We start from the raw sequence: 21,874 nt of genomic DNA on the forward strand, positions 1-21,874 counted from the left end.
CAGGGGAGCGTCTTGGGAGCGTCTTGGGAGCGTCTTGCCGGCAAAACCGTCCGGCCCTTCGCTTTCGCTCCGGGCGTCCGGAACACCGATCGGTTCCCCGGATCGATTGGTGAGGTTTCGCCGGACTGCGCCCTGCCGGCGCCTCGCTCTGGCTCGGCGCGTTCGACGCTCAAGATGCTCCACCGGAGCATTTTGCCGGCCTCCGGCCGTCGCGTCTCACCCCTCGCCCATTGCGATCAGGCTGGCATTGCCGCCCGCCGCCGCGGTGTTGACCGAAATCACCTGCTCTTCGGCAAACCGCATCAGGTAGGCCGGGCCGCCCGCCTTGAAGCCGGTGCCCGAAAGGCCCGAACCGCCGAAGGGCTGGGTGCCCACCACGGCGCCGATCATGTTGCGGTTGATGTAGACATTGCCCGTATCAAGCGCCTCGGTCACCTTGCGGATCGTGGATTCGATCCGGCTGTGAACGCCGAGCGTCAGGCCGAAGCCGGTGGCGTCCACCGCCGAAAGCACCTTGTCCAGATCCTTCGCCTTCCATCGAACCACATGCAGGACCGGGCCGAAAACCTCCTTGGTCAAGGCCGCCGGATTATCGAGCTCGATGATATGCGGCGCGAAGAAATTGCCCGTCTCCGGCACGCGCCCGGCATAACGTACCTTCTGCTTCATACGCATGTCCGCCACATGGTCGGCCAGCATCTTCGTCTGGCTCTCGTCGATGATCGGCCCGACATCGGTGTTCTGCAGCGAGGGATCGCCAAGGTTGAGCTCTGCGGCCGCCCCTTCGATCATCTTCAGCATGCCGTCGGCCACATCCTCCTGGAGGAAGAGGATTCTCAGCGCCGAGCAGCGCTGCCCCGCAGAGCGGAAGGCCGACATCACCACGTCGTCCGCCACCTGCTCCGAAAGAGCCGTCGCATCGACGATCATCGCGTTGACCCCGCCCGTCTCGGCGATCAGCGGCACGATCGGCCCGTCCTTGGCGGCGAGCGCCCGGTTGATCGCCCATGCGGTCTTCGTGGAGCCGGTGAACGCGATGCCGGCAAGCTTCGGATGCGCCGTGATCGCTGCGCCGACCTCGGGACCGCCGGGCACCAGCGCCAGCACCTCGGCCGGCACGCCGGCCTGGTGGAAGAGCCTGATCGCCTCGAAGGCGATCAGCGGCGTCTGCGGCGCCGGCTTGGCGACGACCGTATTGCCGGCCACCAGCGCCGCCGAGACCTGGCCGAGGAAAATGGCGAGCGGGAAGTTCCATGGAGATATGCAGCCGAACACCCCGCGGCCGCGCCACAGATGCCGGTTGTCTTCCCCCGTCGGCCCCGGCATCGGCATCGGGCTGCCAAAAAGCTCGCGCCCCTTGTCGGCATAATAACGGCAGAAATCCACCGCCTCGCGGATCTCGGCAATGCCGTCGTCCAGCGTCTTGCCGGCTTCTGCGGCCAGCAGCGCCAGCAGCCGGTCGCGGTTTTCCTCAAGTAGGCTGGCCATCCGCTCCAGGCAGGCGGCGCGCACCTCCACCGGCTGGCGTGACCAGGCCTTGAATGCCTTGCCGGCGGCGGCGAATGCGGTCTCGACATCCGCCGTCGTCGCATCCTTCACCGAGCCGACGATCCTGGAACGGTCGGAAGGAGAGCGGACCGGCCTTTCCTCGGCCTTCGACGTCACGCCGGCGACCAGCGGCCCGGCCTTCACCTCGCCCCACGGCCTGGAAAGGCTTGCCATCAGCCGTTCGAGGTTTTCGCGATGCCCGAACTCGAAGCCGGCGCTGTTCTTACGACGGCCGTAGACGTCGGAAGGCAGCGGGATCTGCCTGTGCCGGGCGCTTGCGCCATCATCGAGGCCGAGGCGTGCGGCAGGCCGTTCGAGCAGCTTCTCGACTGGAATCTGCTTGTCGCCCGCCACCGCCACGAAGGAGGAGTTGGCGCCGTTTTCCAGCAGGCGGCGGACCAGATAGGCGAGCAGGTCGCGATAACCGCCGACGGGCGCATAGATACGGCAGGCGATCCGGTCGTTGCTGTCCAGAAGGTCGTCGTAGAGCGCCTCGCCCATGCCATGCAGGCGCTGGAACTCGAAGCCCGAGCGGTCCGGACCGGCAAGCTCCAGAATGGTCGAGACCGTCAGGGCGTTATGCGTGGCGAATTGCGGGAAGATGCGGGCGCGCTTGGAAAGAAGCTGCTGCGCGCAGGCGAGATAGGAAAGGTCCGTCGCCGGCTTGCGGGTCCAGACCGGATAGTCCTCAAGCCCGCGTTCCTGCGCTCTCTTGATCTCCGTATCCCAATAGGCGCCCTTGACGAGACGCACCATCATCCGCCGGCCGAGCGTCGCGCAAAGCTGGTCGATATAGTCGATGACCGCGGTGGCGCGCTTCTGATAGGCCTGGATCGCCAGCCCGAACCCGTCCCATCCGGCAAGCGACGGATCGGAGAACACGGCCGCGATCACGTCGAGCGACAGTTCCAGCCGGTCAGCCTCTTCCGCATCGATGGTGAAATTGAGCTGGTGCTCCTTCGCCATGCGCGCAAGATCAAGGAGGTCCGGGACGAGTTCCTTCATCACCCAGTCGCGATGGGTGGCGAGATAGCGCGGATGCAGCGCCGAGAGCTTGACCGAGATCCCCATGCGGTCGGGAAGCTGCTTGTCCTTGCCGTTCCTGGCCATGAAGCCGCCGATGGACTGGATGGCATCCGCATAGGAACGGAAATAGCGCCTGGCGTCCTCGGCCGTGCGGGCGCCCTCGCCCAGCATGTCGAAGGAATGGCGATAGCCCTTCTCCTCGCTCTTGGCGGCACGCGCCAGCGCGTCCTTCATCGTCTCGCCGAGCACGAAGTGATGGCCGAGGAAGCGCATCGCCTGTTTGGTCGCGGTCCGCACCGTCGGCAGGCCGACGCGCTTGACGAGACCGCGAAGAATGCCCTCCGGCGTTTCGCCGGGACCGATGACGCGCGCGGAAACGGCAAGCGCCCAGGCGGAGGCCGAAACGAACCAGCTTTCACCGGAGGCCTCATGCGAGCTCCAGCCGCCTTCGCGCAGCTTGTCCTCGATCAGCCGGTCCTGCGTCAGGGCATCCGGCACGCGCAGCAGGGCTTCGGCAAGCACCATCAGCGCCAGTCCCTCGCGCGTCGAAAGTCCGTATTCGCGCAGGAAATCCTCGACGCCGCCCACCTTGCCGGCCCCGTCGCGGATGGCGTTGATCATCCGCCGCGCCCGCTGGTCTATCGCCGCGTCCTGCGCGGTCGAAAAGCCAGTACGGGCGGCGAACTGGCGGATCAGCCGGTCGTCGTCGCCCGCGTAGGGCGCATTGAAGGGAACGAAAGGCTCGGTCAAAATCTGCTGGCTCATGGGCATCTCCGTTTCATTCTCCACATAGCGGGAATTCTCTGGTGATTCCGGCGGATTTTTGGGCTATTGAGTGGAAATAAAACTACACATACATCAACTCATAGAGAAACATGAAGGAACTCGACCGTCTCGATCGCAAGATCCTCCGCGCACTCCAGAAGGAGGGCCGCCTGAGCAATCTGGAACTCGCCGACCGCGTCAACCTGTCGCCGACCGCAACGGCCGAACGCGTCAAGCGGCTGACCCGCGAAGGCTACATCCTTGGTTATAGCGCGCAACTCTCGCCGGAGAAGCTTGGCCGCAACCTTCTCGTCTTCGTGCAGGTGAAGCTGGACCGCACGACGCCCGACGTTTTCGATGCATTTGCCGCGGCGGTCAAACGCAGCGACGACGTCATGGAGTGCCATATGGTGGCCGGCGGCTTCGACTACCTGGTCAAGGCGCGGGTCGCCGGCATGGAAGCCTACCGGCAGTTCCTGTCCGAGGTGATTCTCCCGCTTCCCGGCGTCCGCGAAACCCACACCTACGCGGTGATGGAGGAAATCAAGGGAACGGGATACCTCCCCGTTTGAAATCCTTCCTGCCGAACTCCTAAAATAGCCGAAAAACTGACTTATTATCATAAAAGTAGTGAATATCTGCTGCACTGCATGAAATTCCGCTGGCTATTCAATCAGATTTATATATTTGTTAACCATAACATAAACACCTGTCAGCTTTGACTCGTATGATCACTCTGGAACGGCAATCGATTCTGAACAGTGAAATTTCCGCCTCGGATTCGCAGGTGGAGGTATTCGCGGCGATGCGGCGCGTCGCCCATGAATTCGGGTTCCGCCACGTCACGCTGTTCGCATCCACCTCTCCGGACGAGATGCTCCTGTCGCGGATAATCGTCGAGACGACGCTGCCGTCCTCCTACGTCCAGGAGTTCGACCGCCGCCGCCTCCTGCGCCTCTGCCCGATCGCGCCGATCGTCGCCGGATCGGTCCTGCCGCACTGTTGGTCGCTCGACGAGCCGGAAAATATCCGCGGATTTGCAATTCCTGCAACGATGGAGGAACTGCAGCGGCGCCACGGGATGATCACCAGCGTGGCCATGGCCCTGAACTCCCTCGATGGCGACCGTTTCCTGCTGCGGTTCGATGGCGTCCGCCCGCGGCTCACCCAGGTGGAGCTGAACGAGATCGGCATGCTCGTCCTGCACGCCTTCAATGTCTTCGACAAGTTGCGCCGCAGCGCCAGGACGACAGTCGTCGGCCCCCTCTCCAGCCGCGAACTGGAGGTCGTCCGCTGGACGGCGCAGGGCAAGACCTCGGCGGAGATCGGCCGTATTCTCTCGTTGTCCGATCACACCGTCAACGCTTATATGACCAATGCCATCAAGAAACTGGATTGCGTCAATCGAACCCAATTGGTAGCTAAGGCGTTAAGGTTGAGATTGATAATGTAAGCCGGAACCTTCCCCTCGGCTTGCGGAGAAAAGAGATTGCCCTTGTGGCTTCAACACCTCGAAAAACGCCTCAATACGCAATATGAGAAAGTCGGGCTGTCGTCCGACGAGGCGGTGAACCTTGCCGCCGCCTTCCGTCTCTATGGATTCTGGCGGATGGAGATCGACACCGGTCATTTCTTCGCGACGGAAGATGTCTGTCGCATCTTCGGCCTTGAGCCGCAGGACGGCCCCATCAACCTGGTCGCTCTCATCGCCCGCATCCACCCGGATGACATGCCGGTCCTGATGGAAATCTACGAACGCGCAAGCGCCGAACGCCTCACCTACCACAACATCTATCGTGTGAAGGCCAATGCGGAAGACTATAAATACGTCCGCACGGTCGGCAAGTTCCGCGACAAGCCGGGCACGGGCGGCGAGGTCGTCGGCATCACCTACGAGTTCTTCGAAAAAAGCCCGGGCGTGACGTTTTTCCTCGACGACCCCAACGCCTGACCGGCCGAAATCACCGGTCCAGCACGGAGCGCACTTCCACCAGGTTCGAACGGACCATCAGCGTGTGGAAACCCATGACGGCGAGATGGCTTGGCATGATCAGCCCGTCCTCGCGGCCGTTGGAGACGATGGCCGGCTGGACGCGCAGCGCAGCCCGGAAACGGTTGAGCGTCTCGTTCCAGATCTGGCTGAGATTGCGCTCGCGGATCACCTGGGAGAAATCCGCGCCGGCGCCCGAAAGCACCGCGTAATAGCCGTAGAGCTGGCCGTAGGCGAACCAGAAACGGTCGTCCGCGCGCGTATCGAACCAGCCGGCGCTGTTGTTCTCCGAACGCTCGCGCAGGATGGCCGCCGTGCCGCCGAGGTCGTTGGCGATCCGGTCCACGAACTGGATCAGGTTGTCGGCGCGGCTGTCGAAGGTCGCATTGCAGGAGGAAAGATCACGGTTGAAGGCCCTGAGCTTTTCGATCGCCGTGCGGTAATAGGCCGGCGTCGGCGTCTTGAAGCCGAAGGGATCGAGCCCGAAATACCAGGAATATTCGTCGAACTGCAGGTTTCCGCGCGCATCCTGCAGGTTGTTGTTGATGCCGGACGTGCCGCGCACCCGCCCCAGCGTGTCGACCAGTTCGCTGGAGGTCCGCCGCACCGCCTGGTTCACGCCACGCTGGAACGAAGCCTTGTTGTCGAGCAAAGGCGTATGATCCCAGTCGATGCCGAAGAACCCGAGCCGATAGAGCAGCATCGAGGAGATCCAGGCATTCTGGTTGACGTTCATGTCGGTAAGGTCGGCAACCGCGTCGACGATCGCCGATGACTGGCACTGCCTTGCCCCCGTCGCGGTCGCGTTGGCGCTTGCCGGAGCCGTGGTGGCAGGCAATTCCTGGCCGGCCGGGACCGTGCGCTCCGACCAGCGGTAGCTTTCGACGAAATTCGGGTTGAAGCCCGACCAGACCTGCGTCTGCCAGAAGAAATAGCCGTAGAAGCCGACGAGAAGCAGGAGGACGGCGAGGATCGGTCCCTTCACCATCCAATGACGCCGGCCATACCAGCCGTGGGCGGCCATGAACGGCCAGACCAACCAGGCGACGAGAAGCCCTATCCCCCGGCCGACAACCTGGCCGATCCGTTGGAAGAAGGCGGTAATCCGGTCGAGCATCACTGTCTCCTGTCAGGGGCTATCCACTTGAGCCGCCTCACACATATGTGTTCGGACAGCGAAGACCAAGAGCAAAATCGCCCGGAAGGTTCCCGGCCGCCGGTTGACGCCGGGTCTTTTCGTCGCGATCAGGAGCGGACGGGTCTGAAACCGGCAAATGCCGGCGGCCTCCATCCGGCATTCGAAAGGCGCGGCTCGGTTGCCGCCGCTTCCGCAGCCTCCTTCGGAAACCGCTCGGCGAAGGCCTGGCTGACGCGCATCAGGCGCCGCTCCAGTCCATGGACGGTCAGCATTCCCCTCGCCATGCGCCCGACCGCGGATGCGAGATGCGGAAAGGCGTCCGGCTCCATCGTCTCGGAACCATGCCGCGGCGCAGCTTCCGAAACGACCCGATAGAGGATGAGCAGATCCTCCGTATCCGCCATCAGCTTGTGCAGCAGCACGTTGCAGGTGCCGATATTCGCATTGAGCCTGTCGACGAACGCCTGGAAAAGCTCGACGAAACGTTCGGTCTGGCGGACGGCCTCGACGCCGCTCATCGCCGCCCCGGCCCCGCCGCGCAGTTTCTCCAGGATTTCCGGCCGATGGTCGATAAACGCAACCAGATCGTTCTCGCCCTCCCTGCGCTCGGCAAGGAGAGACGTGCACTCGGCCCTCACGAGGCCGACCAGCACATCGGCGCGCCTCAGAAGCTCGGCAAGATGATCGGCGGGCACCCGGTTGCGCCAACGCGCCCTCTGGCGGCGGCGCATTGCCGCTCCGGACACAAGGCCGATCAGTTTTTCGAAGCGGGTCGGCACTTCGCGCGCATCGAATTCCCGCTTGCCCTCTTCGATTGCCGCTGAAAGGCCCGCCGTCAACCGCGCGATCGACGCTTCCAGCGCATGCCGGTCCGGCGCTTCCGACTTGAGATGGTCTCCGACCGCCGCCAGCCCCTCCTCTTCGGGCAGCGCCGCTTCGGAAGCGACCCTGGCAAGCGCGGCCGCAACCGGCGCAAGCGCCTCGCGCAACACATTCAAGGCACCGCCGATGCGCCTGATCTCGCCGTCGAAATCCTGATGTCCCGCCACGCCGCCTCTCCTGTCTTCGCAGACAAGATAGCGCGGCGCCGGAATTATGCCACGGCGGCGCCGCGATTATCAGAGCCCGAGCTTGGCGATCTCGGCGTCCAGCCGCTCCTTCGCCTTTTTCGGCATTTTCGCGGCCTTCACCGCATCGAGATTGGCGGGTGCGTCGCCCACAACCACCAGCGCCACCATGCCCATGCCGAAATGCGGCGTGCATTTGAAGACATAGGCGCCGGCCTTGTCCGCCGTGAACGAAACCGCCTCGCTGATCTTGCCCTTGATCTCGGCGACACCCTCCGGCACGAGACCGGTCACGGAAACGACGTCATGCCCCTTGTCGACCGGCACGAACTTGATGACGTCGCCCGGCTGAGCCTTGACGGCTGCCGGCTCGAACACCATGGCCTGGCCGTCGCTGCCCTTGTTGAGCATCTTCACCTCGATCTCGGCGCTCAGGGCCGGCAGGGCGAAAAGAGCAAGGGTTGCAGCAAGGGTAAGGGTCTTGGCGGCCTTGAACATATGGACACACTCCTGAGAAGATCCGACTGGGATACCCGTTAGCTATCCTACCCGCCACGGGTTTTGACCATAGTCAATCTCGCCGCACCTCCGCGGCGTTCCGTCTCAGGCGATCGGGGAATGGTCCCGGACCGGCCTCACTCGCACCGTATCCGGTCTTCCCAGTGCCGGCGGCAGAGAGACACGTATTTCTCGTTTCCGCCGATATCGACCTGCGCGCCCTCACGCACCGGATCGCCGTTGCCGTCCAGCCGCACGACCATCGTCGCCTTGCGGCCGCAGAAGCAGATGGTGCGCACCTCGCGCAATTCGTCGGCGATGGCGAGCAGTTCGAGCGAGCCCGAAAAAAGCTTGCCCTGAAAATCGGTCCTCAGCCCGTAGGCCATCACCGGTATGCCGGCCCGGTCGCAGATGCGCGCGAGCTGCCAGACCTGCTCCTTGGAGAGGAACTGCGCTTCGTCCACGAAGACACAGGCGACCGGCTCTTCGCGATGCATGGCCTCGATCGCCGAGAACAGGTCGTCGGACGGCCCGAAGGGTATCGCCTCCGAGGAAAGCCCGATGCGGGAAGCCACCCGCCCCTTCCCGGCCCGGTCGTCGAGCGCGGCGATGAAGATCACCGTGCGCATGCCGCGCTCCCGATAGTTGTAGGAAGCCTGCAGCAGCATGGTCGACTTGCCGGCGTTCATGGTCGCATAGTGAAAATAGAGCTTGGCCATGAGCCGCTTCTGACCGCGAACCGGATTCGAGAAAAGCGGGCGATGCCGATAACCACAGGAAACTGAACCCGGCGACCGGCGGAATTTTTCTCGCAAATGTCGCAAATACCCCCCGGCCTTCGCCGCGAATGCGCGCGCTTGCCTCGTCTCAGCAGATATTGATAATGGCGGGAACCAGAAAAAACAGGGAAGCAACTCATGCGCATCAACACCTCGCTGAAGATCACGCTCGCAGCCGCGACCTCTATATTGGTGCTATCCACGGGTGCCTCCGCCGCAGAGCCGGAAGCCTGCGGCACGGTCCGTTTCTCCGATGTCGGTTGGACCGACATCACCGCCACCACAGCCACCGCGAGTGTCCTTCTGAAGGCGCTCGGCTACCAGACCGATGTCAAGGTGCTCTCCGTCCCGGTCACCTACAGCTCCCTGAAGAACAAGGATATCGACGTTTTCCTCGGCAACTGGATGCCGACCCAGGAAGCGGACGTGCGTCCCTATATCAACGACAAGTCAGTCGAATCATTCGGTCCGAATCTTGTCGGCGCGAAATACACGCTTGCCACCAATGCCAAGGGCGCCGAACTCGGCATCAAGGATTTCAAGGACATCGCCAAGCACAAGGATGCGCTGGACGGCAAGATCTACGGCATCGAGCCGGGCAATGACGGCAACCGCCTGATCCTCGGCATGGTCGAGAAGGATACGTTCGGGCTGAAGAGCTTCGAAGTCGTCGAATCCTCCGAGCAGGGCATGCTCGCCCAGGTCGCCCGCGCCGACAAGGCGGGCCAGGCGGTCGTCTTCCTCGGCTGGGAGCCGCATCCGATGAACACCAATTTCAAGCTGACCTATCTGTCCGGCGGCGACGACATCTTCGGGCCGAATTTCGGAGGAGCCGAGGTCTATACCAACGTGCGCGCCGGCTTCACCGAAGAATGCGCCAATGTCGGCGCCTTCATCAAGAACCTGAAATTCTCCCTGACCATGGAAAACCAGGTCATGGGCGGCATCCTGAACGACGGCGACGAGGCGGAAGCCGCCGCCACCAAATGGCTGAAGAAGAACGGCGCGGCGGTCGAGCCATGGCTCGCCGGCGTCACCACCAAGGACGGCAAGCCGGGTCTTGCGGCGGTCAAGTCCAAGCTTGGCCTGTGAGCCCCGGCCGGGCCGGGAGACCGGCCCTTCGTCCTTCAAGCGATAGTTTCCTCCGGATCAGGCGGGCATGGATGTGAATTGGCTTCCCGATTGGCTCGTGGATTCCGACGGCAAGTTGCGCCTTGGCGGCTGGGCGAAGATGTTCGTGGACTGGCTGACCGCCAATGCCGACTGGTTCTTCGACTGGCTGTCGGCCGTGCTCTCGGCCGTCATCAACGCCCTGCTCTTCGTCCTGCAGTGGCCGAACGCCTATGTGATGATCGCGATCTTCACGGCTCTCGCCTGGTGGCTGCGCCGCTCGCCCGGCGTCGCGGTCTTCACCTGTCTGGGCCTGCTGGTCATCCATAACCAGGGTTACTGGAAGGAAACGACCGAGACGCTGGCCCTGGTGCTCGCCTCGACCGCCGTCAGCATGGCCGTCGGCGTGCCCCTCGGCATCGCCGCCGCCCGCCGCGCCTGGGTCTACGAGGTCATGCGGCCGATCCTCGACCTGATGCAGACGATCCCGACCTTCGTCTACCTGATCCCGGCGCTGATCCTTTTCGGGCTCGGCATGGTGCCCGGCCTCATTGCCACCGTCATCTTCGCCATTCCCGCGCCGATCCGCCTCACCCGCCTCGGCATCGTCTCGACGCCCCCCGCCCTTACGGAGGCCGCCGTGGCCTTCGGAGCGACGCCCGGCCAGGTGCTGCGCAAGGTCGAACTGCCCTTCGCCATGCCGCAGATCATGGCCGGCCTCACCCAGACGATCATGCTCTCGCTCTCCATGGTGGTGATCGCCGCGCTCGTCGGCGCCAACGGCCTCGGCGTGCCGGTGGTGCGGGCGCTCAACACGGTCAACATCGCCCGCGGCTTCGAAGCAGGCCTCTGCATCGTCATCCTGGCCATCATTCTCGACCGCATGTTCCGTACCTCGACCGGAGATGGCGCATGACAGCCCAGACGACCGATTGCGTGGTCTTCGACCGCGTCGACATCATCTTCGGCGACAATCCCGAAAGGGCGCTCGCGCTGGTGGATCAGGGCAGGAGCCGCGACGAGATCAGCGCCGAGACGGGCATCGTGCTCGGCGTCGCCAATGCCTCGCTGACGATCCACGAGGGAGAGATCCTCGTTCTGATGGGCCTCTCCGGCTCCGGCAAGTCGACGTTGCTGCGCGCCGTCAACGGGCTTGCGCCGGTGGTGCGCGGCGGCGTGCGCGTCGCCACGCCGTCGGGTCCGGTCGATCCCTACAAGGCGAGCCCCAGGGCGCTGCGGGATCTGCGCATGCACACCGTCTCCATGGTCTTCCAGCAATTCGGCCTGCTTCCCTGGCGCACGGTCTCGGAAAACGTCGGCTTCGGCCTGGAACTGGCCGGCGTTGCGGAGGCGGAACGGAAGAAGCGCGTCGGCGAACAGCTCGAACTCGTCAACCTGACGAAATGGGCCGACCGCAAGGTGGGCGAGCTTTCAGGCGGCATGCAGCAGCGCGTCGGCCTTGCCCGCGCCTTTGCGACCGGCGCTCCCATCCTGCTGATGGACGAGCCTTTCTCCGCGCTCGACCCGCTGATCCGCACCCGCCTGCAGGACGAGCTCCTGGAATTCCAGCGGCGGCTCAGGAAGACCATCCTCTTCGTCAGCCACGATCTCGACGAGGCTTTCAGGATCGGCAATCGCATCGCCATCATGGAAGGCGGCCGCATCATCCAGTGCGGCACCCCGCAGGAAATCGTCCGCGCCCCGGCCGACCAGTATGTCGCCGATTTCGTGCAGCACATGAACCCGATCACCATGCTGACGGCCGGTGACGTGATGCGCCCGGGCGTGGGACAGGCGGCGGGCGCCGCCAGTGTTTCCGCCACCGCGCTCGCCACAACGCCGCTCGTCGATATCCTCGACGCCCTCTCCCGCCAGCCGGGAGCGGTCGGCATCGTCGACAACGGGGCGATCGTCGGCACGATCTCCGCCGAAGACGTGGTCGCCGGGCTTACCCGCCACCGCCGGCGGGATGGCTGACATCAAACCTGAGACATCGGGTCCGCTTTGACGCCGTCGCGGCCGGTGCTATGTCCTGCTGACGTCCGGCGCGCGGCCGGCCGACAGGATCGAGGTGGACGACATGGCTGATGAAACCGGGGCTGATGAAACCGGGGCTGATGAAACCGGGGCCGATACGCCCGAAGCCGACAAGGCCCGGACCGACAAACCGCAGGTGCTGCGGGATACGGACGACGAGGCCCGCCGCCTCGCCCGCAAGCTGGTGCGCGGCGCGCGCTACATGGCGCTCGCGGTCCTCGATCCGGAAACCGGCTTTCCCTCCGTCAGCCGGGCGCTGACCGGCACCGATGTCGACGGTGTGCCGGTCATCCTGGTCTCCGGCCTTTCCGGGCATACGAAAGGGCTGGTCGCCGATCCCCGCTGCTCGCTGCTGGCCGGCGAACCCGGCAAGGGCGACCCACTCGCCCATCCGAGGATCGCGGTGCAGTCGCTCGCCGAAAGCGTCGCTCGCGACACGGCGGAACATGCCCGCATCCGCAGCCGCTTCCTGGACCGGCACCCGAAAGCCGCGCTCTATGCGGACTTTCCCGATTTCCGCTTCTTCCGAATCATCCCGCAGAGCGCTTCGCTGAACGGCGGGTTCGGCCGGGCCTATGTCCTGACGGGCGCCGACCTGATGATTCCCGAACCGGGAATCACGCCGGAATGGCTCGGACTCCAGAAAGATTTAACGAATATGACAGAGGCCGCGACCAGGCTGGCGACTCATCTCGGTGCCGGAAACGGGAAAAACTGGCGATTCGGAGGGGTGGATCGGGCCGGAATAGACCTTATCGGTGGCGATATTCAACTCAGGCACGAATTCGACCGGCTTGCGGACTCACCAGAAGCCGTGCTTGATTATATTTTTGCCACAGCTAAAGTACATTAGGCCGGTTACCCGAAATTTAGGGATATACAATCCCTTTTGCTCCTTGTTAATTTTCGCCTGTAGGACAAAAGGGCGATTTTTTGAAGCGGGGGGCCGCTTCGAATATGAGGGGAATTTTAGCTGATGGATACGATGGCACTATCTGAGCATTCCACCGCGGCAGCAGGCTTGTTGTCTGCCATGGCCAATCCGAAGCGGTTGATGATCCTGTGCTGCCTGGTACGAGGTGAGGTTGCCGTCGGCGCGCTCGCTTCGCAGGTCGGCCTCAGCCAGTCGGCGCTGTCGCAGCATCTTTCCAAGCTGCGCGCCCAGAAGCTGGTGAAGACCCGGCGCGATGCGCAGACGATTTATTATTCCAGTTCGTCCGAATCGGTGATCAAGGTGCTTGAGACGCTGGAAGAGATTTATTGCGCGCCGGCTCAGAAGAAGTCCGCCGCCTGAGAATGACAGCGCTGACATGATGTCTCCGCTGCCCTAAGCCCAGCCTCCGGCATGCGCGCCGGAGGCTGGGTTGTTTGTTTTGATGCACAGCATTTGTTTTCCACGCGCCGCAAACGTATTACCAGCGCTGCCAGATTCCTGCCTTCCACAACGCATGCTCGGCTTTTCCCGAGCCGGGCCGGGCGAGATCGCTATCAGCCGGCAGTCCTGCGTCTCTGCGCAGGTGATCGTTCCGGCGCAGGATGATCGTCAGAAGAGCCGACCGCTCCATCTTCCTCTGCCGGTATCGATGCCAGACCGAGGCGACGGCCCCCGCGGCATGCCTGATAACTGAGCTCATGGCTTTCTTCCACGTCGGGTAAAAGAGGCCAATCATCCCGCACGATAGACATCGCACAAATGAATAGTTACGATGTCAGCCATAAGGAAAACCGATTTCTGATCCCATGGCACTCCCTCTGGAAAGCGATCTTCTGCGAAGTTTTCTGGTCGTTGCGGAAGTCCGTAACGTCACCAGGGCCGCGCTCAGGCTCGGGCGCACGCAGTCGGCCGTGAGCATGCAGGTGAAGCGCCTGGAGGAGGTCGTCGGAAAGCCTCTTTTCGAGCGGGGTCCGCGTGGCGTCCATCTCACGGAAGAAGGCCTTCGACTGGAGCCCTATGCGCGCCGGATCGTCGGCCTCGTGGACGAGACGACCGCGCTCATGCAGACGACGCCGCTCGACGGAACGCTGCGGATCGGCATTCCCGAGGAATACAGCCAGACCATCCTGCCGCATGCTCTCTCCGCCTTCGCCGAAAGGCATCCGGCAACCGAGGTCACGGTGGAATGCGGTTATTCATCCCAGCAGCTTCAGGCGCTCGAAAACGGAGAACTCGACCTCGCGATCATCTTCGACTGGAACAACGACAAGTCCGGAGAGGTCCTGGCGATCGATCCCACGGTCTGGGTCGCCTCCACCGCCCACGAAGTCCACCTGCAGCGCCCGCTGCCGATAGCGGTCTACCGCCGGTCGGACTGGTGTCGCGAATTCGCGATACGCTCGCTCGAACGGCACTCGATCGCCTATCGGATCGCCTTCACCTGCGAAACGAGCGGCGCCCTTCGTTCCGCCGCCTCCGCGGGCCTCGGCGTGGCGCCGCTGTCGCGCAGCAGCATTCCTGCCGATTGCCGCGAACTGACGCAGGAGGACGGCTTTCCTCCGGTGGATTTCTCCCGCGTTCTCCTGAAACGAAAGGCCTATCGATCGCGCCCGGCGGTCGATGCCCTGGCCGAGACGATAAGGAAGGCCTTTGCCCCGCTCGGCTGGGCCTGAGGCTTAGGCTTTGCCGGCGGGCGAACGCTTCCCCTCCTGCCCGCTCTCCCCGGAATGCCCCGCCTTGCCCAAAGGCGGTTGACGGGTCTGTCCCCGCTGATAGTTTGACCATGCAGTCAAAAACCTGGCGTCAAGCCGTCCACGGGGAAATGGCCACCCGACGTTTCGAATGGCCATGGGAGAGCCTCATGTCCAATCGCCTGAATACCACGCCCAACGATCTGAGGGCGTTCTGGATGCCGTTCACGGCCAATCGCCAGTTCAAGAAGGAGCCCCGTCTCTTCGTCGGCGCCCGGGATATGCACTACACGACCCATGACGGCCGTCAGGTGCTCGACGCGACCGCCGGCCTCTGGTGCGTGAATGCCGGCCACTGCCGGCCGAAGATCACCGAGGCGATCCGCGAGCAGGCCGGGGAACTCGATTATGCCCCCGCCTTCCAGCTCGGCCACCCGAAGGCCTTCGAGCTCGCCAACCGCCTCGTCGATATCGCCCCCGAGGGCCTGAACCACGTCCTCTACACCAATTCCGGCTCGGAATCGGTGGAGACGGCGCTGAAGGTGGCGCTTGCCTATCACCGCGCCAGGGGCGACGGCTCGCGCTTCCGGCTGATCGGCCGCGAGCGCGGTTATCACGGCGTCAACTTCGGCGGCATCTCGGTCGGCGGCATCGTCGCCAACCGCAAGATGTTCGGCACGCTGCTCACCGGCGTCGACCACATGCCACATACCCATGTCCCCGGCAAGAATGCCTTCACGAAGGGCGAGCCGGAACATGGCGGCGACATCGCGACCGAGCTGGAGCGCATCGTCACCCTGCACGACGCATCGACCATTGCAGCCGTCATCGTGGAACCCGTCGCCGGCTCCACCGGCGTGCTGATCCCGCCGAAGGGCTACCTTCAGAAGCTGCGCGAGATTTGCACCAGGCACGGCATCCTGCTGATCTTCGACGAGGTCATCACCGGCTTCGGCCGCCTCGGCGCGCCGTTCGCGGCCCAGTATTTCGATGTGAAGCCGGACATCATGACGACCGCCAAGGGCCTGACCAACGGCGTCATCCCGATGGGCGCGGTGCTGGTCACTTCCGAAATCCACGATGCGTTCATGAACGGCCCGGAACACCTGATCGAATTCTTCCACGGCTACACCTACTCGGGCAATCCGATCGCGTCGGCCGCCGGCATCGCGACGCTGGAAACCTACAGGGAAGAAGGCCTTTTCGAGCGCGCCAGGGAAATCGCCCCCTATTGGGAAGAGGGACTGCACTCGCTGAAAGGCCTGCCGAGCGTCATCGACATCCGCAATATCGGCCTGATCGGCGCGATCGAACTCGATCCGATCGCCGGCGAGCCGACCAAGCGCGCCTTCACCGCCTTCCTCAAGGCCTATGAAAACGGCCTCCTGATCCGCACGACCGGCGATATCATCGCCATGTCGCCGCCGCTGATCGTCGAAAGGCACCATATCGACGAGATATTCGGCAAGCTGCGGGATATCCTGAAGAACAATATCTGACCGCTCTCGCCGCCCTCGGCTCTCCCGCCTTCGCGGGGGAGCTTTCCGCCCCGGACCCGATCGGCTCGCCTGCCGGTGTCGTTCCGGGCCTCTCCGCCGGCCTGTGGTCGGTCAACGGTCGGCACATCCGTAGAAACGAAATGGATAATCAGGCCCTTTTCCTGTCGGCGATCGCCGCTACATTCGTCTTCGCCGGCTTCGTCAAGGGGGTCACGGGCATGGGCCTGCCGACTGTGGCGATGGGCGTGCTCGGCGCACTGATTTCCCCGCTCGCCGCCGCCGGCCTGCTGATCGTCCCGTCCTTCGTGACCAATGTCTGGCAACTCGTCGCCGGCCCGCATGTCGGGACGGTGCTGAAGCGGTTCTGGCCGATGATGCTCGCCATCGCCGTGGGGACGGTCGCCGGCGCGTCGCTGCTCACCGGAGGCAACACGGCCATCACCACCGGCGCGCTCGGCGCAGCCCTGGTCGCCTATGCCGGCTACACGCTGTTCGCCCGCCAGCTCCGGGTTCCGGCACGGATGGAACCCTGGCTTTCGCCCGTCATCGGCCTCGTGACCGGTCTCGTCACCGGAGGCACCGGCGTGTTCGTCATCCCGGCCGTTCCCTATCTTCAGTCCCTCGGGCTGGAAAAGGACAACCTCATCCAGTCGCTCGGCCTGTCGTTCACCGTATCGACGGTCGCTCTTGCCGCCGGCCTTGCCCTGCGTGGCGCCTATGATCCGGGAAACCTGGGGCTGTCGGCGCTGGCGCTGGTCCCTGCCCTCATCGGCATGTGGTTGGGCCAGGCCGCCCGCAACCGGATCAGCCCGCCCGCCTTCCGCCGCTGGTTCCTGGTGGCGCTTCTCGTCCTCGGCACGGAAATGCTTCTCCGCCCGCTGCTGTAAAGCCCGCCGCGCCGCGGCGAGCCCGGTCGCGTGCCTTTTGCGCTCAGCCCTTGAAGAAGGCCAGCAGGTCGGCATTGATGATATCGGCATGCGTGGTCGCCATGCCATGCGGCAGGCCTTCATAGATCTTCAGCGTGCCGTTCTTCAGGAGCTTGGCGGAAAGCGGCGCGGAGTCGGCGATCGGCACGATCTGGTCGTCGCCGCCATGCATGACGAGCACCGGCACCTCGATCTTCCTGAGGTCTTCCGTGAAATCGGTCTCCGAAAAGGCCTTGATGCAATCGTAATGGGCCTTGGTGCCGCCCATCATGCCCTGCCGCCACCAGTTCTGGATCACGCCCTCGGAAACCTGCGCGCCGGGCCTGTTGAAGCCGTAGAAAGGCCCGGCCGGCACATCGCGGAAGAACTGCGCGCGGTTGGCGGCAAGCGCGGCGCGAAAACCGTCGAAGACCTCGATCGGCAGGCCGCCCGGATTCGTCTCGGACTTGACCATGATCGGCGGCACCGCCCCCATCAGCACGGCCTTGGAAACCCGGCCGCCCCCGCCGTACTGCGCCACGTAGCGAGCGACTTCGCCGCCGCCGGTCGAATGCCCGACATGGATCGCGCCTTTCAGGCCGAGAAGCGCGGCAAGTTCCGCGACGTCGGCGGCGTAGGTATCCATCTCGTTGCCGGTCTCGGTCTGGCTGGACCGGCCATGGCCGCGGCGGTCATGGGCGATGACCCGGAAACCCTGGTGGAGGAAGAACAGCATCTGGGCGTCCCAGTCGTCGGCGCTCAGCGGCCAGCCATGGTGGAAAACCACAGGTTGGGCATCCTTCGGACCCCAATCCTTGTAGAAGATCTGCGTACCGTCCTTGGTGGTGATGAAGTTGCTGGTCATGGTCTTCTCGTCCTTCGAAAGTGATCTCTGAATGATTGCGACGCGATGACTGCGCGGGTGGCCCCCTTCGGACGGCCGGCCAGCCGAACCTTCATAATGCCGCAGCGTGTCGCCTTGGTGAACCGCACCTTTCGGTGTATCGCGATTTCCATATCTCAATATAATTTATCGCGATATACATAAGCTAGCGACGTTTTCCGCACCTGTCTACAAAAATATTTATCGCGATACTATTTTTTGTGATATCGGAAACCGAACGGGATCGCGTGAGACAACCATGACCGAACATGTCGCCTACCCGCTGGATGATCAGCTTTGCTTTTCGCTCTACGCGGCCAACATAGCCATCAACCGGACGTACAAGCCGATGCTCGATGCCATGGGCATCACCTACCCGCAATATCTGGTGCTCAGCACGCTTGCCGAAAACGACGGGATCACGATCGGCGCGATCGCCGACCGGCTTTCGCTCGAATCGAGCACGATCACGCCTCCCGTCAAGCGGCTCGAGCAGGCCGGCCTTGTGGAGCGCCGGCGCAGCAAGGAGGACGAGCGGCAGGTGCATGTCCGGTTGACCGATGCGGGCCGCGTCCTGATCGAGCGGAGCAAGTGCCTCGGAGACACCCTCATGCAGCGTTCCGGCATGACGCCTCAGGAATTCCAGGCCTTCAACCGGCAGGTTCAGTCGTTCCTCGACGCCCTGGAACGCAGTGCGTGAGACTGCCATCCGGCACATTCCCGGGATTTGCGGAATCCACGCCCGTTTGAGCGGTTTGCAGCCCGGTTTTTGTGAAAAGCGACAAAAGGCATCCCGGTTTTGTTATCTTCTTGCGGAATCCCGGGCGAATTCCTAGAGATTGGATGGCCGCCGCCGAAAGCCAAACATGGCTCGGCGCGGCATCGACCGCATCGCCTTCCGTCATTGGCGCGATATGCCCGGCATGATCGACCGGGAGCTTATCGGGGGACGAAAGGCAGGGATGCGGCGTGACCGCGAGCCTTCAGGGCTCCACCCAAGGAGAACCGAGATGAACCTCAAGACGTTTCTGGGGGCAACCGCCCTCGCTTCCCTCACCTTTGCTCCGCTCGCCCATGCCGATATCGTCATCGGCCTCATCGCCCCCCTCACCGGCCCGGTCGCAGCCTATGGAGACCAGGTCAAGAACGGCGCCGAGACCGCAGTCGCCGAGATCAACAAGAAGGGCGGCATTCTCGGCGAGAAGGTTGTCCTGAAGGCAACCGACGACGCCGGCGAGCCCAAGCAGGGCGTATCCGCGGCAAACCAGCTCGTCGGCGAAGGCATCCGCTTCGTGGTCGGCCCGGTGACCTCCGGCGTCGCCATGCCCGCTTCGGACGTGCTTGCCGAAAACGGCGTGCTGATGGTCACGCCCACCGCCACCACGCCGGAACTGACCAAGCGCGGCCTCACCAACGTGCTGCGCACCTGCGGCCGCGACGACCAGCAGGCGGAAGTTGCCGCCAAATACGTCGTGGCGAATTTCAAGGACAAGAAGATCGCCATCATCAACGACAAGGGCGCCTATGGCAAAGGCCTGGCGGACGCCTTCAAGGCGACCCTCAACGCCGGCGGCGTGAAGGAAGTCCTCGATGACGCGGTCACCCCGGGCGACAAGGATTTCAGCGCGCTCACCACGCGCCTGAAGTCGCAGAATGTCGATCTCATCTATTTCGGCGGCTATCACCCCGAAGGCGGCCTGCTTGCCCGCCAGCTCGCCGATCTCGGCATCAAGGCGACGATCATCGGCGGCGACGGCCTGTCGAACAGCGAGTTCTGGAACATCGGCACCAAGGCGGCGGCCGGCACGATCTTCACCAACGCCTCCGACGCCACCAAGAGCCCGGATTCCAAGGCGGCGGCAGAAGCGCTGGCCGCACGCAACATTCCAGCCGAAGCCTTCACGCTGAACGCCTATGCCGCTGTCGAAGTCATCAAGGCCGGCATCGAAAAGGCGAAGAGCGCCGAAGACGCGGCGGCCGTCGCCACCGCCCTCAAGTCCGGCGAGCCGATCCCCACCGCCATCGGCAAGCTCACCTATGGCGAGACCGGCGACCTTACCTCGCAGAGCTTCTCGCTCTTCAAGTGGGAAGACGGCAAGATCGTCGCTGCCGAGTGATATCGAAGGATGGGCGCCTCGGGCGCCCATCTTTTTTCGAAGTTCCCGGAGCGGGAAGCGAAAGATCCGTTCGAACCGGAAATCGTCGCCGGAAACCGGATGAGGGCTGCATGCTTGTGATATTTGGCGGCCTGCCGGGAACAGGCAAGACCACCATCTCGCGCCAGGTGGCCGGCCGTCTGCAGGCGTGTTACCTGCGCATCGACACGATCGAGCAGGCCATTCGCGCCTCGGGCATTCCGGGCTCCGCCCCGGATGTCGGGCCGGCTGGCTACATGATCGCCTACCGGGTGGCGGCGGACAATCTTCGCATCGGCGGTTCGGTCGTGGCGGATTCGGTCAATCCGCTGAAGATAACGCGCGATGCCTTCCGGGAGATTGCCGCTCAGGCAGGCGCGACATGCCTCGAAGTGGAAATCGTCTGCTCGGACAGGCTGGAACACCGCCGCCGGGTCGAGGAGCGACACCCGGATATCGAAGGTTTCAGGCCTCCCACCTGGGAAGAGGTGGAAGCCCGCGACTACGAGCCCTGGGACCGGCCTCATCTGCAGATCGATACAGCCGGATCGTCGATCGCGCAGAGCGTCGAAATGGTCCTGCACGCATTGCAGGAAGCGGCGACGCCGGGAATGCCCTGACGATAACGGCAGGACCGTCATCGCAGCCGCGCCTTCGACAAGGGCCCGGGTCTCCGCCTCCACGGATGGAGACGGCCCGGAACCGCTCATCTTGGCGAAGCGCCCGTTTCTCCCGACCCCAGAAGCTCCTTGGCGAGCTTGAGAGCCGCCGCCCCGTCGTCGGCGAACAGGAACCTGATCCCCATGGCCGATGAAAAACCCTCGATCGCCCTCCGGATCGGCAGCGCCAGTCCGGACGCCCGGCCGATCAGGATCATGCCGGCGCAGAGGCGCACCATCTCGCTCTTGTAGGCCTTGAGCATCCTGGCGCGTTCTTTGCGGTCTTCCGGCGTGCTTTCAGCCAGATCGGACGGCCGCGGCGCCCTCTCCGCGATCAGGACGAAGCGTTCCCCGCGCGAAAACAACTGGAGCAGCAATGCGCGCTCGGCCGCATCGTTGTGTTCGTCGCCATGATCGTGATCCCGCATCCAGACGATCGGGAAACTGTCTGCATCAAGTCGCATGAGGCCTCCAATTTAACATTGTTAAGTTACTTAACATCGTTAAATTGCCCTCACAAGGAGGATTCGCCATGAACCTGGACCGACAACGTATTGTCGACGCGGCCCTGGACCTGCTGGACAGGACGGGTATCGAGGGCCTGACGATGCGCAAGCTCGCCGATGCACTCGACGTGCAGGCCCCGGCCCTCTACTGGCACTTCCCCGGCAAGCAGGCGCTGCTGGACGAGATGGCCGAAGCCTTGGTGGCCGGCATTCCGGAAAGGATCGTCGTTTCGGACGACTGCCGGGAGGTGATGGTGGAGATCGCCACCGAGATACGCCTCGCACTTCTGTCGAGACGGGATGGCGCACGCGTTTTCGCGGGCACGTTCGTGGCCCGCCCGAACGTGCTGCAGGTGGCGGAGATTGCGCTTGCGGCGCTCTCACGCGCCGGGTTCGACACCAGGATCGCGACGTGCGCGATCGCCTCGCTTTTCTATTTCGTGCTGGGCTTCGTCATCGAGGAACAGGCGCTCGTCGAACAGTCGCGCAGCACAGGCGGCACGCACCCGCTTGCCGAGAAGTTCAAGGCGTTTTCGCCCGAGGACTACCCTCACCTGGCCGCCGCCCTTCCCGACCTGCTGGAAAGCGACCAGAATGCGCGCTTCGTCTTTGGCGTCGGGCTCATTCTGAGGGGGCTGTTTTACGAAGGCAGGCGCGGTTCCTGAGGACGGCCCGGTACCGTCCTCGGATCGCCTGATCCACCG

The 21,874-nt window shown here is 63.7% G+C and carries 23 protein-coding genes; 15 read left to right on the forward strand and 8 right to left on the reverse strand.

Translation table 11 applies throughout. The features are described from left to right. Positions 1 to 216: 216 nt before the first annotated feature. Positions 217 to 3,339, reverse strand: coding sequence for a bifunctional proline dehydrogenase/L-glutamate gamma-semialdehyde dehydrogenase PutA (gene putA / locus ACFFP0_RS04520; RefSeq protein WP_377256862.1), 3,123 nt, complete (start codon positions 3,337 to 3,339; stop codon positions 217 to 219). A gap of 110 nt (positions 3,340 to 3,449) precedes the next feature. Between putA and ACFFP0_RS04525 the strand changes: the two genes are divergently transcribed. The 3 genes from ACFFP0_RS04525 to ACFFP0_RS04535 all read left to right on the forward strand — a co-directional run bounded on the left by ACFFP0_RS04525 (position 3,450) and on the right by ACFFP0_RS04535 (position 5,290). Next, positions 3,450 to 3,911, forward strand: coding sequence for an Lrp/AsnC ligand binding domain-containing protein (locus ACFFP0_RS04525; protein ID WP_377256865.1), 462 nt, complete (start codon positions 3,450 to 3,452; stop codon positions 3,909 to 3,911). Positions 3,912 to 4,126: 215 nt separating this feature from the next. Beyond that, positions 4,127 to 4,792, forward strand: coding sequence for a helix-turn-helix transcriptional regulator (locus ACFFP0_RS04530; RefSeq protein ID WP_377256868.1), 666 nt, complete (start codon positions 4,127 to 4,129; stop codon positions 4,790 to 4,792). A 42-nt stretch (positions 4,793 to 4,834) separates the two neighbouring features. After that, the gene (locus tag ACFFP0_RS04535; protein ID WP_377256871.1) at positions 4,835 to 5,290 is read left to right on the forward strand and encodes a PAS domain-containing protein; all 456 of its coding nucleotides are present in this window, start codon (positions 4,835 to 4,837) and stop codon (positions 5,288 to 5,290) included. Between the two features lie 10 nt (positions 5,291 to 5,300). Here the strand turns inward: ACFFP0_RS04535 and ACFFP0_RS04540 are convergent, their stop codons facing one another. From ACFFP0_RS04540 to ACFFP0_RS04555, 4 genes are all read right to left on the reverse strand, one after another. Further along, entirely contained in the window at positions 5,301 to 6,446 is a 1,146-nt protein-coding gene (locus tag ACFFP0_RS04540) for a DUF2333 family protein (RefSeq protein WP_377256874.1), read from the reverse strand. Positions 6,447 to 6,574: 128 nt separating this feature from the next. Further along, entirely contained in the window at positions 6,575 to 7,516 is a 942-nt protein-coding gene (locus ACFFP0_RS04545; protein ID WP_377256877.1) for a hypothetical protein, read from the reverse strand. A gap of 69 nt (positions 7,517 to 7,585) precedes the next feature. After that, a complete protein-coding gene (locus ACFFP0_RS04550; protein ID WP_377256880.1) occupies positions 7,586 to 8,032 on the reverse strand; it encodes a pseudoazurin in 447 nt (148 codons plus the stop codon). Between the two features lie 137 nt (positions 8,033 to 8,169). Further along, complete coding sequence (locus tag ACFFP0_RS04555) at positions 8,170 to 8,751, reverse strand: thymidine kinase (RefSeq protein ID WP_377256883.1); 582 nt, start codon at positions 8,749 to 8,751, stop codon at positions 8,170 to 8,172. Between the two features lie 198 nt (positions 8,752 to 8,949). Here ACFFP0_RS04555 and ACFFP0_RS04560 point away from each other — a divergent pair, with 198 nt between their 5' ends. From ACFFP0_RS04560 to ACFFP0_RS04580, 5 genes are all read left to right on the forward strand, one after another. Further along, positions 8,950 to 9,903: a choline ABC transporter substrate-binding protein gene (locus ACFFP0_RS04560; protein WP_377256886.1), complete on the forward strand. Its 954-nt coding sequence runs from the start codon at positions 8,950 to 8,952 to the stop codon at positions 9,901 to 9,903. Positions 9,904 to 9,970: 67 nt separating this feature from the next. Beyond that, positions 9,971 to 10,837 carry a choline ABC transporter permease subunit gene (choW, locus tag ACFFP0_RS04565; RefSeq protein ID WP_377256889.1) on the forward strand — a complete coding sequence of 289 codons (867 nt, stop codon included), beginning with the start codon at positions 9,971 to 9,973 and terminating at the stop codon, positions 10,835 to 10,837. Continuing rightward, a complete protein-coding gene (gene choV, locus ACFFP0_RS04570; protein ID WP_377256892.1) occupies positions 10,834 to 11,898 on the forward strand; it encodes a choline ABC transporter ATP-binding protein in 1,065 nt (354 codons plus the stop codon). The genes choW and choV overlap by 4 nt, the downstream gene beginning before the upstream one ends. Before the next feature lie 103 nt (positions 11,899 to 12,001). Further along, the gene (locus ACFFP0_RS04575; protein ID WP_377256895.1) at positions 12,002 to 12,811 is read left to right on the forward strand and encodes a HugZ family pyridoxamine 5'-phosphate oxidase; all 810 of its coding nucleotides are present in this window, start codon (positions 12,002 to 12,004) and stop codon (positions 12,809 to 12,811) included. A 123-nt stretch (positions 12,812 to 12,934) separates the two neighbouring features. Beyond that, a complete protein-coding gene (locus ACFFP0_RS04580) occupies positions 12,935 to 13,252 on the forward strand; it encodes an ArsR/SmtB family transcription factor (protein WP_377256898.1) in 318 nt (105 codons plus the stop codon). Between the two features lie 118 nt (positions 13,253 to 13,370). Here ACFFP0_RS04580 and ACFFP0_RS04585 read toward each other — a convergent pair whose 3' ends face one another. Then, positions 13,371 to 13,592: a hypothetical protein gene (locus ACFFP0_RS04585; RefSeq protein WP_377256901.1), complete on the reverse strand. Its 222-nt coding sequence runs from the start codon at positions 13,590 to 13,592 to the stop codon at positions 13,371 to 13,373. A gap of 106 nt (positions 13,593 to 13,698) precedes the next feature. Here ACFFP0_RS04585 and ACFFP0_RS04590 point away from each other — a divergent pair, with 106 nt between their 5' ends. The 3 genes from ACFFP0_RS04590 (at position 13,699) to ACFFP0_RS04600 (ending at position 16,969) form a co-directional block, all read left to right on the forward strand. Further along, positions 13,699 to 14,565, forward strand: coding sequence for a LysR family transcriptional regulator (locus tag ACFFP0_RS04590; RefSeq protein ID WP_377256904.1), 867 nt, complete (start codon positions 13,699 to 13,701; stop codon positions 14,563 to 14,565). 188 nt (positions 14,566 to 14,753) lie between these two features. Further along, the gene (aptA, locus tag ACFFP0_RS04595; protein WP_377256907.1) at positions 14,754 to 16,082 is read left to right on the forward strand and encodes an omega-aminotransferase AptA; all 1,329 of its coding nucleotides are present in this window, start codon (positions 14,754 to 14,756) and stop codon (positions 16,080 to 16,082) included. Between the two features lie 140 nt (positions 16,083 to 16,222). After that, positions 16,223 to 16,969, forward strand: coding sequence for a sulfite exporter TauE/SafE family protein (locus ACFFP0_RS04600; RefSeq protein WP_377256910.1), 747 nt, complete (start codon positions 16,223 to 16,225; stop codon positions 16,967 to 16,969). Between the two features lie 43 nt (positions 16,970 to 17,012). Here the strand turns inward: ACFFP0_RS04600 and ACFFP0_RS04605 are convergent, their stop codons facing one another. Next, positions 17,013 to 17,852 carry an alpha/beta fold hydrolase gene (locus tag ACFFP0_RS04605; protein ID WP_377256912.1) on the reverse strand — a complete coding sequence of 280 codons (840 nt, stop codon included), beginning with the start codon at positions 17,850 to 17,852 and terminating at the stop codon, positions 17,013 to 17,015. A gap of 277 nt (positions 17,853 to 18,129) precedes the next feature. Here ACFFP0_RS04605 and ACFFP0_RS04610 point away from each other — a divergent pair, with 277 nt between their 5' ends. The 3 genes from ACFFP0_RS04610 (at position 18,130) to ACFFP0_RS04620 (ending at position 20,625) form a co-directional block, all read left to right on the forward strand. Beyond that, positions 18,130 to 18,570 carry a MarR family winged helix-turn-helix transcriptional regulator gene (locus tag ACFFP0_RS04610; RefSeq protein WP_377256915.1) on the forward strand — a complete coding sequence of 147 codons (441 nt, stop codon included), beginning with the start codon at positions 18,130 to 18,132 and terminating at the stop codon, positions 18,568 to 18,570. Between the two features lie 310 nt (positions 18,571 to 18,880). Further along, positions 18,881 to 19,987, forward strand: coding sequence for a branched-chain amino acid ABC transporter substrate-binding protein (locus tag ACFFP0_RS04615; RefSeq protein WP_377256918.1), 1,107 nt, complete (start codon positions 18,881 to 18,883; stop codon positions 19,985 to 19,987). Between the two features lie 110 nt (positions 19,988 to 20,097). Then, positions 20,098 to 20,625, forward strand: coding sequence for a P-loop nucleotide/nucleoside kinase family protein (locus tag ACFFP0_RS04620; protein WP_377256921.1), 528 nt, complete (start codon positions 20,098 to 20,100; stop codon positions 20,623 to 20,625). Between the two features lie 86 nt (positions 20,626 to 20,711). Here the strand turns inward: ACFFP0_RS04620 and ACFFP0_RS04625 are convergent, their stop codons facing one another. Beyond that, the gene (locus ACFFP0_RS04625; RefSeq protein WP_377256924.1) at positions 20,712 to 21,128 is read right to left on the reverse strand and encodes a hypothetical protein; all 417 of its coding nucleotides are present in this window, start codon (positions 21,126 to 21,128) and stop codon (positions 20,712 to 20,714) included. 68 nt (positions 21,129 to 21,196) lie between these two features. Between ACFFP0_RS04625 and ACFFP0_RS04630 the strand changes: the two genes are divergently transcribed. Further along, entirely contained in the window at positions 21,197 to 21,835 is a 639-nt protein-coding gene (locus ACFFP0_RS04630) for a TetR/AcrR family transcriptional regulator C-terminal domain-containing protein (RefSeq protein WP_377256927.1), read from the forward strand. The last annotated feature ends 39 nt before the right edge of the window (positions 21,836 to 21,874 follow it).

Origin of the sequence: Neorhizobium puerariae, from assembly GCF_042429745.1 — a bacterium.
GTDB classification, from domain to species: Bacteria; Pseudomonadota; Alphaproteobacteria; order Rhizobiales; family Rhizobiaceae; genus Neorhizobium; species Neorhizobium puerariae.